The organism is Paenibacillus sp. FSL K6-0108 (assembly GCF_045040695.1).
GTDB lineage: Bacteria > Bacillota > Bacilli > Paenibacillales > Paenibacillaceae > Paenibacillus > Paenibacillus pabuli_B.
In genome coordinates, this window is record NZ_CP150288.1 from 1,408,891 (window position 1) to 1,424,180 (window position 15,290).

At 46.5% G+C, this 15,290-nt stretch carries 14 protein-coding genes; 10 read left to right on the forward strand and 4 right to left on the reverse strand.

The genetic code is table 11. From position 1 onward, the window contains the following. The first annotated feature begins 11 nt into the window (after positions 1-11). A complete protein-coding gene (locus MHB49_RS06390; RefSeq protein ID WP_405155488.1) occupies positions 12-812 on the forward strand; it encodes an ABC transporter ATP-binding protein in 801 nt (266 codons plus the stop codon). A 280-nt stretch (positions 813-1,092) separates the two neighbouring features. On the opposite strand, the gene MHB49_RS06395 is transcribed toward MHB49_RS06390, so the two are convergent. Both MHB49_RS06395 and MHB49_RS06400 read right to left on the reverse strand, forming a co-directional pair. After that, positions 1,093-1,365: an HU family DNA-binding protein gene (locus MHB49_RS06395; RefSeq protein WP_053783990.1), complete on the reverse strand. Its 273-nt coding sequence runs from the start codon at positions 1,363-1,365 to the stop codon at positions 1,093-1,095. A 74-nt stretch (positions 1,366-1,439) separates the two neighbouring features. Continuing rightward, on the reverse strand, positions 1,440-1,640 hold the full coding sequence (locus tag MHB49_RS06400; protein WP_062320808.1) for a cold-shock protein: 201 nt from the start codon (positions 1,638-1,640) through the stop codon (positions 1,440-1,442). Between the two features lie 170 nt (positions 1,641-1,810). Between MHB49_RS06400 and MHB49_RS06405 the strand changes: the two genes are divergently transcribed. After that, positions 1,811-2,737 carry a tyrosine-type recombinase/integrase gene (locus MHB49_RS06405; protein ID WP_405155489.1) on the forward strand — a complete coding sequence of 309 codons (927 nt, stop codon included), beginning with the start codon at positions 1,811-1,813 and terminating at the stop codon, positions 2,735-2,737. A gap of 63 nt (positions 2,738-2,800) precedes the next feature. Here the strand turns inward: MHB49_RS06405 and MHB49_RS06410 are convergent, their stop codons facing one another. Beyond that, positions 2,801-3,322, reverse strand: a complete 522-nt coding sequence (locus MHB49_RS06410) for a hypothetical protein (protein ID WP_405155490.1) — start codon at positions 3,320-3,322, stop codon at positions 2,801-2,803. Positions 3,323-3,538: 216 nt separating this feature from the next. On the opposite strand from MHB49_RS06410, the gene MHB49_RS06415 reads away from it, so the two are divergent. The 6 genes from MHB49_RS06415 (at position 3,539) to mglC (ending at position 11,938) form a co-directional block, all read left to right on the forward strand. Further along, positions 3,539-5,158, forward strand: a complete 1,620-nt coding sequence (locus tag MHB49_RS06415) for a response regulator (protein ID WP_405155491.1) — start codon at positions 3,539-3,541, stop codon at positions 5,156-5,158. Beyond that, positions 5,155-6,972, forward strand: coding sequence for a histidine kinase (locus MHB49_RS06420; RefSeq protein ID WP_405155492.1), 1,818 nt, complete (start codon positions 5,155-5,157; stop codon positions 6,970-6,972). Before MHB49_RS06415 ends, MHB49_RS06420 begins: the two co-directional genes overlap by 4 nt. After that, the gene (locus tag MHB49_RS06425) at positions 6,959-8,137 is read left to right on the forward strand and encodes a sugar ABC transporter substrate-binding protein (RefSeq protein WP_405155493.1); all 1,179 of its coding nucleotides are present in this window, start codon (positions 6,959-6,961) and stop codon (positions 8,135-8,137) included. Before MHB49_RS06420 ends, MHB49_RS06425 begins: the two co-directional genes overlap by 14 nt. Before the next feature lie 127 nt (positions 8,138-8,264). Continuing rightward, positions 8,265-9,326: a galactose ABC transporter substrate-binding protein gene (locus MHB49_RS06430; RefSeq protein WP_405155494.1), complete on the forward strand. Its 1,062-nt coding sequence runs from the start codon at positions 8,265-8,267 to the stop codon at positions 9,324-9,326. A gap of 72 nt (positions 9,327-9,398) precedes the next feature. After that, positions 9,399-10,904 (forward strand): sugar ABC transporter ATP-binding protein, encoded by a 1,506-nt coding sequence (locus MHB49_RS06435; protein ID WP_405155495.1) that lies wholly within the window; start codon positions 9,399-9,401, stop codon positions 10,902-10,904. A 14-nt stretch (positions 10,905-10,918) separates the two neighbouring features. Beyond that, positions 10,919-11,938 carry a galactose/methyl galactoside ABC transporter permease MglC gene (gene mglC / locus MHB49_RS06440; protein ID WP_247901064.1) on the forward strand — a complete coding sequence of 340 codons (1,020 nt, stop codon included), beginning with the start codon at positions 10,919-10,921 and terminating at the stop codon, positions 11,936-11,938. Between the two features lie 73 nt (positions 11,939-12,011). Here the strand turns inward: mglC and MHB49_RS06445 are convergent, their stop codons facing one another. Beyond that, entirely contained in the window at positions 12,012-12,347 is a 336-nt protein-coding gene (locus tag MHB49_RS06445; protein ID WP_405155496.1) for a hypothetical protein, read from the reverse strand. 260 nt (positions 12,348-12,607) lie between these two features. Here MHB49_RS06445 and MHB49_RS06450 point away from each other — a divergent pair, with 260 nt between their 5' ends. After that, positions 12,608-14,203: an ATP-binding protein gene (locus MHB49_RS06450; RefSeq protein ID WP_405155497.1), complete on the forward strand. Its 1,596-nt coding sequence runs from the start codon at positions 12,608-12,610 to the stop codon at positions 14,201-14,203. Positions 14,204-14,444: 241 nt separating this feature from the next. Beyond that, positions 14,445-15,275 (forward strand): UDP-3-O-acyl-N-acetylglucosamine deacetylase, encoded by an 831-nt coding sequence (lpxC, locus tag MHB49_RS06455; protein ID WP_405155498.1) that lies wholly within the window; start codon positions 14,445-14,447, stop codon positions 15,273-15,275. The last annotated feature ends 15 nt before the right edge of the window (positions 15,276-15,290 follow it).

Consider the following 15,290-nt stretch of genomic DNA (forward strand, 5'->3'; position numbering starts at 1 on the left):
AGTGAAGTAGTATGGCGATGGGCAAGGTGCTGATCAGCGGCCGCCATCTGACCAAAGTGTACGGTACAGGCAATCGCAAAAAGGCAGCGGTGGACGATGTGAGCTTTGATTTTCATGAAGGGGAGATTATTTCCATTGTGGGCGAGAGCGGCAGTGGCAAGACCACGCTTGCGAAAATGATCATGGGCTTGCTCAAGGAATCGGGTGGAGCGATCGAATACGATGGCAAGCCCAGACAGCTGAAGCGGTATCGTGAGCGTAAAGCCTATTGGAAGGATATCCAGGCCATTTTCCAGGACCCGTTCTCTTCGTTCAACGTATTTCACCGGGTGGAAAAGCTGCTGGTGGACTGTATCAAACTTCAAGGATTGAAGCTGAACAAAGACGAGGAATATGCCAAAATGAAGGAAGCGTGTTCCTTCGTCAATCTGAAGTTCGAGGAGTTATACAATAAATATCCGTTTGAGCTGTCCGGTGGACAGATGCAGCGGCTCATGATTGCCCGCATATTCATGCTGCATCCCAAGGTGTTGATCGCCGATGAACCGACATCCATGGTGGATGCCTGCTCGCGTTCAACGATTCTGGATATGCTGCTGAAGCTGCGCGACGAGAACCGCATGACCATTGTGTTTATTACGCACGACGTGGGTCTGGCGTATTATGTGAGCGACACAATCTGTATTATGGAGCATGGACGAATGGTGGAGGCTGGGAGAGCGGAGGAGGTCATTCACCATGCGGAGCATCCCTATACCAAGCAATTGATCAATGACGTACCCAAAATTCATTCGCCCTGGGTGCTCGATTGACACAAGTGACACAAATCAAGCCCTGGACCGTTTTGAGCGGAACAGGGCTTCTTATTGTCCAAGATGAAAGGTTCGTTTTAGCGAGTGGGTGGTTGTGGCGTCTGTGCAGACTCTGTTGATGGGGGTGTTGAATGGGTGTGGTCTTCCGCGTTATTCTGGTTTGTCTGCTTGCCGGAATAAAAGTTAATGATATCATCAACCGTAGAAAACACGACATTTACATCAAAATGTTCATTGTGTGTTTGAATAAAAACCTCTTTTCCAATCTTGTTGTTGCTGTTTAGTTTAAAGCTTCTTTCATTGTTAATCCTGCAGTGAATACGGGAACCTTACCTGCTGGAAGCTGAATTTCCTTACCAGTTCGACGGCTTTTACCCATACGTGCTTCACGATTACGCACTTCGAATTTGCCGAATCCGACCAGTTGAACCTCTTTGCCTTCTTTTAATGCTTCCAAAATCGAATCCAGTACAACAGTTACGGCCTTTTCAGCGTTCTTTTTGGAGAATCCGCCATTTTTGGCTACTTCTGTGATCAATTGTTCTTTATCCATTTGTCATACCTCGCTTTTCGCTATTGGATGAAATAAAACAAAAAGCTGCCTTGTACAAGGCAGCTTTAATATAATTAAACTTTAGTAACGTTCTCAGCTTGTGGACCACGGTTACCTTGAGTTACTTCGAATTGGACGCGTTGTCCTTCATCCAATGTTTTGAAACCGTCGCCTTGAATTGCACTGAAATGAACGAATACGTCTGTTCCTTCTTCAGTTTCGATAAAGCCAAATCCTTTGTCCGCGTTAAACCATTTCACTGTACCTGTTTGCATGTAGTTCCTCCAAAAAATAAGTTTTTAAACGACCATTTTGAAAAGGCTAATTTAAAAATCAACGCTAATCAGGTATATTCAAACCCACAGACTTGATGTCCGCTAATGTATCGATTAATATGATAATACCATGTCCGCTAATATAAGTCAAGATTTGGAGGTTTTTTCTAATGGATAAGGGTTCTGGTACTTCGGTACAAGGGGAAATGGTTGTTCAGGAATTCATATATATGCTTACGATCCAAGGAGAATTGACACCCAAAACCTTGAAGGAATATGCGAGTGATTTGAAGCATTTTACCGAATGGTATAAGGGGGACGGTACTCGGGATGGAGAGATCTCATTTCATATCGAAAATGTGCATACATCGACTTTGGTCAGTTACCGGGAAGATTCACAAAGGGTAATGCAATTAAAACCATCTACCATTAATCGCAGATTGATTACATTGAAGCGTTTTTTCAAGTGGGCTGCATCGGAATCCAGGATCAACAGTGATCCTTCCAAACCTTTGAAGTTCATTCCGGAAGACAAGGTTAGCCCCCGCCGAATGACAACCGAGGAAGAACGATCATTCATCTCTGCCGTCGAGGACGGCAACTCGCTTCGGGACCAGACCATCCTTACGCTTATGTTTCATACCGGTATGCGAACGATGGAGATATGCAACCTCGCTCCCGATGATATTGAATTGGGCAAACGAAGCGGTCAACTTACCGTGCGGGCCGATAAACGAAACGGTCAACGGAAAATTCCACTGAACATGACATGTATTGCTTTGCTGAAGATGTACATGAATGGCCTCGCACCGGACAGCCCTTACCTGTTTCCTTCCGAGAAAACCAGTGATCGCTTAACGGAGAGGGCGCTGCGCCATTTGATCAAAAAGGTGATGACTACAGCCGGTCTGGAAGGGCTAAGTTCCCATGACCTGCGTCATCGGTTCGGATACGCTATGGCCGAGCATACACCACTACATCGCTTGGCAGAAATGATGGGGCATGTTAATCCCGACACAACGATGATTTATATGAAAGGGTTAAATGCCAATTTATCTTTGTCGGCAGAAGAGGATGGAGAAACGGAAACGGATTAAAGTACATGCAGAACTTTTTATAAGGGATTACGAATGGATATAGGATCAATGCCCTGACCCACTTCAAGTGGATGAGGGCTGTTTGGTTATCCAAGAATGACTTACATCCCATTCAGATTTGTTGTTTGCATTGATCTGCAATTCTAATGTAATAATGGCATAGGTTCCACCATGCTTTTCCCAAAAAAGTATCGCCTTTGTATGATCGGGATGTAAAAGCAAGGCAGGCATGACATCTCCGTTTTCCAGCATGGTTCTTCGTTCGTTACTATAATAGGCAGCGATGAAGGAAGAGTGCTCTTGATGGGGAAGGCTTTTTAATGAATCCTCCAAGCTGTAAAACAGTTTCCATTCAGTTATATTCTCCTTCTCACTATTCTCATTCAGCGAGGTACGTATCGCCTCTATTCCTCCACTCCATGATTTTGTTAATTTCTCCTGAAGTTCTTGAGGTTGGTTCTCCCAGTGTGCAGACTCGGTGGATGCTTCAAACCGATCTTTTCGAATCGTCTCCGTGATTGAACCGCTGCAAATTAATATTGCGGCAATACCGGTCGTTATCATTCCGGATTTCAAGTAATTCATCAGTTAATGGATTCCTTTCCTGTTTCTTAATTTACTCCTTTCTATAATTTACCATATATTTGTTTATGAGCGCACATTATATCAATCTTATCATCTCAAAAGTAAGCGATTACATAATTAAATTTATATTGTATATTATGATGGCAACCTTGGTTCAGAGCGACATATACATTATTGCTTGGGCATATGGCCCGTTAAATAAAGGAGGAATCTGACGTGTACCGGGTATTGCTGGTGGATGATGAAGAGGATGTACGCGAAGGGTTGGTCGTAGAGGTGGATTGGGAAGCACTCGATCTGCGTATAGTTGGTCTGGCTGAGAATGGCCGGGAGGCACTGGAGATGGCGGAGCGAGTGGAGCCGGATATTGTGGTAACGGATATCAGCATGCCATTTATGGATGGACTTGAACTTGCCAAAAGGCTGCGGGAGCGCAATCCACTCGTGAAAGTGGTAATTTTGACCGGATATGATGAATTTGACTACGCCCGGCAAGCGGTCTCGCTGAGTGTGGATGAATATTTATTGAAGCCTTTTTCGGCGGGACATCTGACCGAACTGCTTACAAGGTTGCGTGCGCAGATGGAGGCTGAAGTGGCAGAGCGAGAGGATGTACAGCAGCTGCGCGACCATTTTTATACAAGCCTTCCCCTGTTACAGGCTGACCTGATGGCCACTTTGCTCCATCGGCAAAAATCGCCGGAATATATCCATGGAAAAGCAAAGCAATGCGGATTGGATCTGCACGGTGAACGCTATGGTGTATCCGTATTGACCCTGCACATGGACGGAGATCAATCTGAGGATGCGGAGTTAAAGCAATTTGCTGCGCTGAACATTGCCGCAGAGGTATGGACAGAACACGGGGCCGGACATGCTTTTATGCACCAGGAAACGATTGTATTGCTCTTTGTAGATCGATGGGGTGGAGAAGATGGGGAGAAACGACAGCAGCAGGCGCTGGAAAATGTAATGCGCAGCATCAATCACTATCTGCGTATCCCCGCCACTGTTGGATCGGGTTCGATCGTGAACACACTGGCAGGTGTGAAGCATGCATATGAGGATGCACTACTGGCACTGGATTATCGGCTTGTTCCGGGGACAGATCCACTTATCTATATTGCAGATGTGGAGCGGCAGACGGCGGGCAAACTGCGTTTTGACGAGTTGAAGCAGCAAACGCTGACACGTTGTTTGAAAGCAGGTACGCAGGCGGAGCTGGAGGATGCGCTAGAGATCATTTTCCGGGAAATTACGGTGGAGCATGGGCGGAGTGACATTCAGCTGTATCTGATTGAAGTTTTAACAAACGTTTGGAAAGCAGCTCAGGCATCGGGCGAGGCCATGGAGGATATTTTTGGGGCAGGGTTCCAGTTGTATGCCGATTTGTTCCGTTTGCCGGGGTTGTCTGAGGCACAAAGTAAGGTGCATGAGGTCTGTCTGCTCGTACAACATCGCATTGCCAGCGGAAGGCAGCATGTATACAAGGATATTGTGGAACAGGCATTGTCGTTTACCAAAGAACACTACGCCGATCCGGATCTGTCCATCCAGAAAGTATGTGGGCATCTGCATATCAGCTCGGGCTATTTTTGTGGCATTTTCAAAAAAGAAGTACAGCTTACCTTCCTGCAATATCTGATGCAGATCCGAATGGAGGCGGCCAAGGAGCTGCTTCGATCCACGGAGCTGAAGTCGTTTGAGATTGCAGGGCAGGTAGGCTTCGCCGAACCGAATTATTTCAGTTTTTGTTTTAAGAAACATATCGGCGTCTCGCCCAAAGAATACCGCAAACAGACTGCACTAACAGCTAGTGAAGGTTCAAACCGATGAAACCGTCTGACGGATGGATAAGTGCCCTTTGGCTTAGGCTGCGCTCCAGGTTGCGTTCATCAAAAGTCAGCAGCATCCGCTTTATTATTACGTGGTCCTTCTCTGTTTTCATTGTATTGGTAATGACCATCATGGCGATGCTGCTGCATGACAAATTCACGCAGGCTGCGGAACGAAGTGCGGAGCTGACGACGAGGCAGATCGTGGATCAGGTCAGTTACAATCTGGAAGATTATGTCCGCAGCATGTCTCATCTGTATCGGGCCATCGAAGAGCATATGCTGCGGGATGGCACATGGGAAGGGGATCAGGTCGACAAACAGCTCGATACGCTGCTCAGCAGCCGCGAAGATATCATCTCCATTACGTTGCTTGATTCGACAGGGCATTTGCTTAAGAACAGGCCTTCAGCCGAATTAAAACCGAGTGCTCATGTGACTCAGCAGGGGTGGTTTCAATCTGCACTTCGAGTGCCGGATCACCTTAGTTTCTCGCTGCCTCATATTCAGAACATGTACACAGGCCCTTACAAATGGGTAGTTTCCATGAGCAAAGGCATTACCATACGCCAAAATGGTCAGGATCGGCAGGTCATTCTGCTGGTGGATATCAACTTCAAACAAATGGACGAACTGAGCCGCCGGGTCAGTCTGGGACAGCGGGGATACGTCTACATTATCGATGAAAGTGCAGGCAATATCGTATACCATCCGCAGCAGCAATTAATGTACATGGGGCTCAAAAGTGAAAATATCGAACAGGCGCTGGTTGCAACCGGCAGTTATGAAGATGAGGCGGACGGGCAGAAAAGGCTGAACACGGTCAAGTCTGTCGCCAATATCGGATGGAAAATTGTTGGTGTGGCCTATCTGGATGAGATTATGACAACCCGCCAGGAGGTGAATGGCTATCTCATTCGGGTGCTTCTGGTTGTGTTGGTATTAGTCATCCTCGTCTCGTTGTTTCTCTCTTCCAGTCTGACACGTCCGATTCGGCGCATGGAACGAAAGATGAAGGCTGTGGAGCGAGGGGATTTTAACGTGGAACTGCCCATTGAAGGGCCGCTGGAAGTGGAACGTTTATCCCGCCGTTTTAATCTGATGGTCTATAAAATCCGTACTTTGATGAGTGAAATCATTCATGAACAGGAACAGAAGCGTCGGCTTGAACTGGAAGCTCTACAGGCTCAGATCAATCCGCATTTCCTGTACAACACGTTGAATTCGGTCGTGCGCATGGTGGGCATGAGCCGGAATGAGGAAGTCATTACGATGATTACTTCGTTATCCCGATTGTTTCGCATCAGTCTCAGTCAAGGCAAAACGATTATTACGGTCAGGGAAGAACTGGAGCATGCACACCATTACCTGACGATTCAGCAGATGAGGTTCAAACGCAAATTCGATTTCAGCATGAATGCGGATGAGGATACCTTGGACTGTCTGACACTTAAGCTCGTGCTTCAGCCACTCATTGAAAATGCGATTGTGCATGGCATTGAATATCATATGGACGAGGGATGTATTGAGATTCGTGTATACCGGGAGGACGACAAGCTGGTATTTCGTATTACGGATAATGGAGTCGGCATGACGGAAGAGCAGATGTCGAAACTTTTGACAGGCAGTCCTATCGAGAAAAGTGGTGCAGGATCAGGTGTGGCTGTACGCAATGTGCATGATCGAATTCAGCTCTATTATGGCGAAGCTTACGGTCTTGAATTTGATAGTGAGCTGGAGGAAGGCACAACCGTCTGGATTCGGATTCCGATCCAAGGGGAACGAGAGGAGGACGATGTTCATGAAGGAAAATAAGATTAATAGAATGGACTGGATGGAGCATCTAGTTATGAAAATAAACATCTGCCCTCGCGTGAAAATCATACGGTTGAGAGTTGCTACCCTCCGTTATATGGCCATGGCAGCAGCAATTTGCTGCCTGTTATTATGTGTGGCTTGCGGTATGTCAAAGGCTGATCCGGCTGGATCGCCTCCGCGTATTGCACTGATTACGCCAGCGGGAACCGGAGAACTCGCAGAAGCGATACGTCTTGGGGCAGAGGCGGCTGCCAAAGAAGCGGGGGCGGAGCTGATTACGGTGGAGGCCTTTCCCTCCGAGGGATTAACATACGCGCCATCCAACCCTGACTTCACAGCAGGACAGGGAAAGGTCAAGCAAGAGCATTTGCAAAATGGAATTTATCCGCTGAGCGAGCGTGAACAAGCCCAGGTGGATGCAGTCTCGCTGGCACTGGAACAGGGAGCAGCGGCCCTGTTGATCGATCCCCTGAGTGAGAAGGCACTAAGTGACATCATTCAGAAGGCACAAGCAAAGGATGTCAACGGAGGGGGTTTCCCCGTCATTTTGCTGAATGACGAGTTTCCTGTAAAAGGGATAACAAGTGTGATCTCAATGGATAACGTTGACGCTGGACGGCAGGCAGGTCAGGCCATGGCTGTGCTTCTGGGAGGACAAGGAAGCGTAGCTCTCCTTGGGCCTGATCCTGTAAATCCTGTTCTGATTAACCGTGAGCAAGGGGTAGTGGAATCACTGGCTCAGTATCCGGACATTCATGTGAAGACCCAATCCGTATGCAGCACGCGTGATAGTTGCTGGCAGGCCGCGAAGCAGCTGCTTGACCAGCAGCAGGTGGACGGATTGATTGCCCTTCAGGAACCTGCTTCTCTGGGGGCAGCGGATGAACTGAATCGACGTACGTCCGAGAACAATGGGAACAAGGTGAAGATTGTGGGATTTGGCAGTGAACAGCAGCAGTTAGAGCAGTTACAGGAAGGCAGAATTCAGCACTTGATTGTGCAAAACGGATTCAGCGCAGGTTATCTTGGTGTGAATCAGGCTGTGGCACGGCTGAACAATCAAATGGTGCAAACCAGGGTAACACTGGAAACGAAGCTGGTCAGTACGGACAATATGTTCTGGATGGATAATCAGAAGCTGCTGTTTCCTTTTGTACAATAAAGACAGGAAGATAATTGAGGAAGAATTCGATAAAACAGAGGAAGATATTGTATTCGAATTTGTTGTAAACCCTTTCATAATAAAGACATCGGTAAAGCCGAATGAACTTGGGGGAGGTCATTAGGATATGAAGAAAACGTGGATGACATTATTGCTTACAGCGTGTATGGTTGCAGCGGCAGGATGCAGCAGTGGCGGAGATAGCGCAGGCGGAAGTACCGGAACAGACACAGGAAGTCAAGCGGGAGCAGGAACGGAAACACCGAAGATTGGTGTGGCGATCTATAAGTTTGATGACACGTTCATGACGGGTGTAAGGAATGCGATGACCGCAGCAGCGGAAGGTAAAGCCACACTCGATATCGTGGATAGCCAGAACGCACAGCCGACCCAGAATGAAAAAGTGGATCTATTTGTATCCAAGAAGTACAACGCAATGGCTGTGAATCCGGTGGACCGGACCGCAGCAGGCGTCATTATTGACAAAGCCAAAGCGGCCAGCATTCCGGTGGTCTTCCTGAACCGTGAGCCAGTTGCCGAGGACATGAACAAATGGGATAAAGTGTATTACGTTGGAGCCAAAGCGGAAGAGTCCGGTACAATCTCCGGTCAGCTCATTGTGGATTACTGGAAGGCTCACCCTGAGGCAGATAAAAACGGGGACGGCAAACTGCAATACGTCATGCTGAAAGGCGAGCCGGGCCACCAGGATGCTGAGCTGCGGACCAAATATTCCGTACAGGCAATCCAGGATGCCGGTATTAAAGTGGAAGCGCTGGCGGAAGACACGGCGATGTGGGATCGGGTCAAAGGCCAGGAGAAAATGCAGGCGTTCCTTGCCTCCCATGGAGACAAGATTGAAGCGGTATTGGCTAACAATGATGACATGGCACTTGGAGCCATTGAAGCATTGAAAGCAGCCGGATACTTCAAGGACGGCAAAACAATGCCGGTTGTCGGCGTGGATGCGACTGCTCCGGCCATTCAGGCCCTCCAGGACGGAACGATGCTGGGCACGGTGCTGAATGATGCCAAGAACCAGGGTGCTGCAACGGTTGCACTGGCTTCCGTGCTCGCGAAGGGTGAGACACCTACGAAGGAAAATACGGGTTATGACATTACGGATGGCAAATATGTCTGGATCGCCTACAAAAAAATTACGAAAGACAACATTGCCGACGCCCAATAACAGCAGCAAACAGGGACGTCCGTCATGAGATGGCGTCCTTTTTTGCCGGGTTTACGGAAGGGGAGATGAAAGATGGAATCACCTTACCTGCTGGAGATGGACGGAATATCCAAAGCATTTCCGGGTGTGCAGGCACTGAGTCAGGTCACATTGAAGGTAAAGCCGGGTACGGTTCATGCGCTGATGGGAGAGAATGGAGCGGGCAAATCCACGCTAATGAAATGTCTATTCGGCATGTATCGTCCGGATGAAGGGACGATTCGGATTGACGGCAATGAGGTGGAGATTCCGAGTTCGAAGGCGGCGCTTCAGCATGGCATATCGATGATTCATCAGGAGCTGAACCCGGTGCCACACCGTCCGGTGATGGAGAACATTTGGCTGGGACGATTTCCAATGAGGGGATTGCTGGTGAATGAAAAACGAATGTATGCTGATACATTGGCCTTGTTCAAGGATCTTAATCTGGACATTGATCCCAAGGCTCAGGCTGGAACGTTATCCGTTTCCAAAATACAGTCGATGGAAATCGCCAAAGCGGTCTCATTTCAATCCAAGGTCATCGTGATGGATGAGCCAACATCCTCGCTCACGGGCAAGGAAGTGGACCAGCTCTTTGCCATTATTAATCAGCTGCGCAGTCGCGGGGTGTCTATTATCTACATCTCGCACAAGATGGAAGAAATTCTGACGATCTCCGATGAGGTCACGATTATGCGGGATGGTTTTGTGGTCGGTACCTGGGATGCTGCCGATTTAACAACCGATCTGATCATTACGCGCATGGTTGGACGTGATCTGGATGAACGGTTCCCAGAACGGACGAACGTACCTGGAGAAGTGATTTTGAAGGCAGAAGGTTTAACCTCAAGCCAGCCGAATTCGTTCCGGGATGTGACGTTTGAATTGAGGAAAGGTGAAGTGCTTGGCATCGGCGGCCTTGTTGGGGCACAGCGGACGGAATTGATTGAGTCATTGTTCGGTTTGCGCGGACTTGCTTCAGGGACGATCTCGATTCATGGGCGCAAGGTGAAGATCAAGTCACCTGCTGCAGCAAAGCGTCATAACATTGCCTTACTGACCGAGGAGCGAAGAGTCACAGGGATTTTTCCAGTGTTGTCTGTGTATGAAAATACGATTATTGCAAGTCTCGGACGTTACCAGAATCGAATTGGTCTGCTGGATGAAAAGAAAGGCCGAGATGAGGCACGCGAGCAAACTCAGAAGTTTAGAACTAAAACGCCTTCAGTTAACACGCTGATTCGCAACCTTTCCGGTGGTAATCAACAGAAGGTGCTGCTGGCCAGGTGGTTGTTGACTGACCCTGAAATTCTACTGCTTGATGAACCAACACGTGGGATTGATGTGGGCGCCAAATTTGAAATTTATACCATCATTACGGAACTGGCTCGCCAGGGCAAAAGCATTATTATGATCAGCTCGGAAATGCCCGAACTGTTGGGTATGTCGGATCGAATTATGGTCATGAGCGAAGGACGGCTCACCGGAATTGTGGATGGAGCTGACGCAACAGAGCAGGATATCATGAGGCTGGCCGCGCAGCAGCGGATGGCTTAGTCAGGAGGGAACATATGAATACACAGGTTATCAATCAGGTGAAGCAGTACGTGGCGCAGCGCGCGATCTTCATTGTGCTGATCCTGCTTGTCATTGGCATTGCCATTGCCGATCCACACTTTCTTGCTTTCTCTACACTTCGGGATATATTACAACAGTCCTCCACACGAGCCATCATTGCGTTGGGTGCAGCGTTTATCCTGGTGACGGGTGGGGTCGATTTGTCGGCAGGACGGGTGGTTGGTCTAACGGCTGTTGTATCGGCATCGATGCTGCAAATCGACGAATATGCCAATCGATTCTTTCCTGATCTGCCACATTTATGGGTGTGGGCGCCCATGGTCTTCGGGATTATTGCCGGACTGGCAGTCGGACTCGTCAACGGCATTATTGTAGCCAAATTACATGTTCCTCCCTTTATCGCGACACTGGGCACCATGGTTGCGGTATATGGTCTGAACTCGATTTACTTTGATACGGAGCCCAATCAGTCACAACCGATTGGTGGATTGAGATCTGATTTTACCGTTATTGGATCTGGTTACATTGATCTTGGTGGTGGTTATTCCATTCCATATATCGTATTGATTGCCATAGCGGTTGCGTTGATCTGCTGGTTGGTCTTTAACAAGACTCGCCTCGGGAAAAATATGTATGCCATTGGCGGCAACATTCAGGCTGCGCATGTGTCCGGTATTCACGTGGCGCGCAACCTGATTGCGTTGTATGCCATTGCAGGTGCACTGTATGGACTGGGCGGGGTACTGGAAGCCGCGCGTACGGGCGGGGCAACGAACAATTACGGCAACATGTATGAACTGGATGCCATTGCCGCTTGTGTTGTAGGCGGCGTCTCCACCGCAGGTGGTATTGGTACGGTGCCAGGTGTTATGGCAGGGGTGCTGATCTTTGGAGTCATCAATTATGGTCTGACCTTTATCGGTGTAAGTCCATACTGGCAGCTGATTATTAAAGGGTTAATTATTGTGGCTGCGGTGGCATTTGATATCCGTAAGTATATGGCGAAAAAATAGAAATGCTGTAATGAAGTATAAGGCCAGCTTCCTGGAATGACAGGGGGGCTGGCCTTATACTTGTTTTACTTTTCTAATGGAATATAGCCCATATTATACCGTAAAGTGGAAAGATCATAACGCTAGTGATCAGCATGAAACCACCGACCTTGTAGGCTACCTTTGTCCCATAGTGCGTTTGATATTTACGTGCGATCAAAACGGAAGACAACCAAAAGAATATAGCTACTATAAATGGAATGTGAAATCCTTGATGACCATTAGAATAGATAGGCAAGTTCAGTAGATTAAACAAATAGTGGCTGATCTGTACCTTTTCTGTGCCCCAGGGAAAATTAAAGACCAGCCCTATTGCGAGTACCAGTAGAGAAAGTGTCCCGATACCCAAGGGTCTTTTTTGTTGAATCATGCTTATCCCTCCATAACCAAGGCGATATCCTAAATAAATCCATTAATGTATTATAACACAGTACTGATCATTGTGATTGGGGAATTATTTCGCAATTTGCATTTTCCTATAAACCGTTTGTCCTATTTTAATAATAAATTTATACATTCATGTGAATTTGATGATCCTCCAAATATCGACAACATCAGCTAATCATAACCGATATAATACATGTGAATAGGATCTGGATATGAGAATTATGTCAAAGGGGGCGAGGCTGTTTGCTGAGTTACACGATGAAAATGGTTATTTTCCCGCTAGGATGTCTGCTTGTTATGCTATCCTCTTATTTTCTAGTGCTTACTCCCCATCTGACGCTAATGATATGTGCAGGTGTGTTATTTCTAGCAAGTTTATACAAGGAAAAACAGTATCCGATATTACGTAACATCCATTGGATTTTTCTGGGCATCCTCCATTATTCCAGTGAACTAAACTGGTGTATTATGCTGTATTACCTGCTCATCATGTCGATGATTCAGGATAAACAGAGGGTTACGCAGACCTTACCCATTTCAATGTTGATTGTGTTTGAATATACCGTGATTCGGCTTTCGTATGTGACGATAGATACTTATAATTTGCTAGTGTCCATGTTTGACATGTTAACTGCAATTGTCATCATCTTTTTGTATCATACTTTGATTAACAGCGAAGCAGAGAAGCGCAGACTTCGGGAGAAAAATCATTTTCTTACCCTCCATGATCCCCTTACCGGATTGCTAAACTATGAGGGATATATGAATGTACTGAAGGAAACGGTGGACGAGCAACGTTCATTTTTGCTGATTATCTTAAACATTCAGAATTTCAACGGGTTTGAAAAAGAGGTTGAAGACAACTGGAGCCATGTAATCAAAACGACTGGTGAGAGTGTTTCGAAACAATTTTCAGATGCATATGGCGTATCTCGATATGCGGGGGATCGGTATGCTGTCGTTTTGCCAGAAATACAAAATATAGAAGAACGGATGGCTTCACTCCTATCCGGGGATTTAAGGGACTTGCAAGTAAACTACAGTATTTCCCTATATCCTGGAATGTCTGAGACGTTGCAGCACTTTATTACGGTGGCGGAGGACAGACTGTTTCAGCAGCAGCGCAGCAAATGGTTAAAAAACGGAGAGGATGTCTTCCGTTCCGAAAGACTCCGGGCTGTTGGTGAGCTGGCCGCAGGCATGGCTCATGAAATTCGCAATCCCCTGACTGCCATTCGAGGTTTCCTGCAGCTTTCTCGGGGACAGGCCTTTAATATCGCACCATGGTATGAGGTCATTATGGGTGAGATCACACGGGTAACGGAGCTGACGGCAGAGTTTTTACAGTTCTCCAAGCCGCATGCCAATCACATGAAGCCCGAACGAGTAGAGCGATGTCTTGAACGAGTCATGTCGTTAACCGAATCGGATGCAGCGTCACGGGGGCATCAGATTACCCTTAAAATGACTGGCGATCCAGTCGTGGTCCATATGGATCGGGACAAGATCGTACAGGTTCTGATTAATCTGATTCGTAATGCTTTTGAAGCCATGGAAGGCCCTGGTGAAGTGTATATTGATCTGTTACATGATGGAGAGATAGCGCTTATCTCGATTACCGATACGGGCAGCGGCATTCCTGAGAACTCTTTGGCAACGATCTTTAATCCATTTTATACAACCAAGGAAGAAGGTACAGGACTTGGACTGGCACTCTGTCAGAAAATCGCTCAGGATCATCATGGCAAAATTACTGTTCATAGTGAGATGGGGATTGGTTCAACATTCACCCTTCATTTACCAACAAACAAGAACGCTGAACTTCTCCCTGTCAAATAGAAAGTTTAAAGAACAAAAAATGGATCATTTAGAAACCTTGGCTCGGATGACATGCTAAGGTTTCTTGTTATGCTTTTTCTGCGGTGACGCCTTTATCAGCGTTATTGCAGATCATTTTATTCTTAGCCACATGAATGTGGGCCGAGACTCCAAATATCGACAACATCAGCTAATCATAATCGATATAATACATGTAATTAGGATCTGGATGAAGAATTATGTCAAAGGAGGCGAGGAGGCTATGTATCAAAAAACGATTCGTAACAGTTTTACATTAGGCGGCGTTGCTATACATAGTGGAAATTGGTCAGAGATGACTCTGCATTCTGCACAACCAAACACAGGTATTGTTTTTCGAAGAGTGGATATAGATCCATATGAAGTTATTGAAGCTAAAATCGATAATGTATCCAATACGGAACGCTGCACACAACTTAAAAACTTGAATGGATACTCTGTATCTATGGTTGAACATACACTGTCTGCTGTTCGAGGGATGGGCATCGATAACGTGATTATTGATGTTAATGGTGAAGAATTGCCCATTTTTGATGGCAGCTCTACCGATATTGCAGCCAAGATTTCAGAAGTTGGCTATCTGCAGCAAGAGATCAAAAAAACATACCTTCATTTACAACAAAAAATTAGAGTTGAGCACGGTAATTCTTTTCTTGAAGCTCAGCCCTCCTCTATGATCTCCTATTGCGTGTGTTTCAAAAATGAACATAACATTGCCTACCTCTCGGATCAAACATCCAATTTTAATTTTATAGAAAACAATTATTTAACTGATATTGCGCCAGCTAGGACATTTTGTTTTGAAAAAGAAATAATGTACTTAAAAAGCAAAGGTTTAATTCAAGGAGCTTCTTTGGAGCATGGAATAGTTATTGGTGAAGAGAAAATTTATCCCAATTTACGTTTTCATGATGAATTAGCTCGTCACAAGCTGCTGGATCTTATTGGTGATTTAGCTTTGAATCCTCCTTTTCATGCAAACATCATAGGATCGGGAACCTCTCATTATTTGAACACTCTTTTTGCTCGAGAATTATTAAATAATCTAATCTAAATATAATAGGAGACG

Coding starts and splice junctions, on each gene's coding strand:
- MHB49_RS06400 (WP_062320808.1), bottom strand. CDS start 1,640: ATGCAAACAGGTACAGTGAAATGGTTTAACGCGGACAAAGGATTTGGC.
- mglC (WP_247901064.1), top strand. CDS start 10,919: ATGAATACACAGGTTATCAATCAGGTGAAGCAGTACGTGGCGCAGCGC.
- MHB49_RS06395 (WP_053783990.1), bottom strand. CDS start 1,365: ATGGATAAAGAACAATTGATCACAGAAGTAGCCAAAAATGGCGGATTC.
- MHB49_RS06420 (WP_405155492.1), top strand. CDS start 5,155: ATGAAACCGTCTGACGGATGGATAAGTGCCCTTTGGCTTAGGCTGCGC.
- lpxC (WP_405155498.1), top strand. CDS start 14,445: ATGTATCAAAAAACGATTCGTAACAGTTTTACATTAGGCGGCGTTGCT.
- MHB49_RS06445 (WP_405155496.1), bottom strand. CDS start 12,347: ATGATTCAACAAAAAAGACCCTTGGGTATCGGGACACTTTCTCTACTG.
- MHB49_RS06425 (WP_405155493.1), top strand. CDS start 6,959: ATGAAGGAAAATAAGATTAATAGAATGGACTGGATGGAGCATCTAGTT.
- MHB49_RS06435 (WP_405155495.1), top strand. CDS start 9,399: ATGGAATCACCTTACCTGCTGGAGATGGACGGAATATCCAAAGCATTT.
- MHB49_RS06405 (WP_405155489.1), top strand. CDS start 1,811: ATGGATAAGGGTTCTGGTACTTCGGTACAAGGGGAAATGGTTGTTCAG.
- MHB49_RS06390 (WP_405155488.1), top strand. CDS start 12: ATGGCGATGGGCAAGGTGCTGATCAGCGGCCGCCATCTGACCAAAGTG.
- MHB49_RS06410 (WP_405155490.1), bottom strand. CDS start 3,322: ATGAATTACTTGAAATCCGGAATGATAACGACCGGTATTGCCGCAATA.
- MHB49_RS06430 (WP_405155494.1), top strand. CDS start 8,265: ATGAAGAAAACGTGGATGACATTATTGCTTACAGCGTGTATGGTTGCA.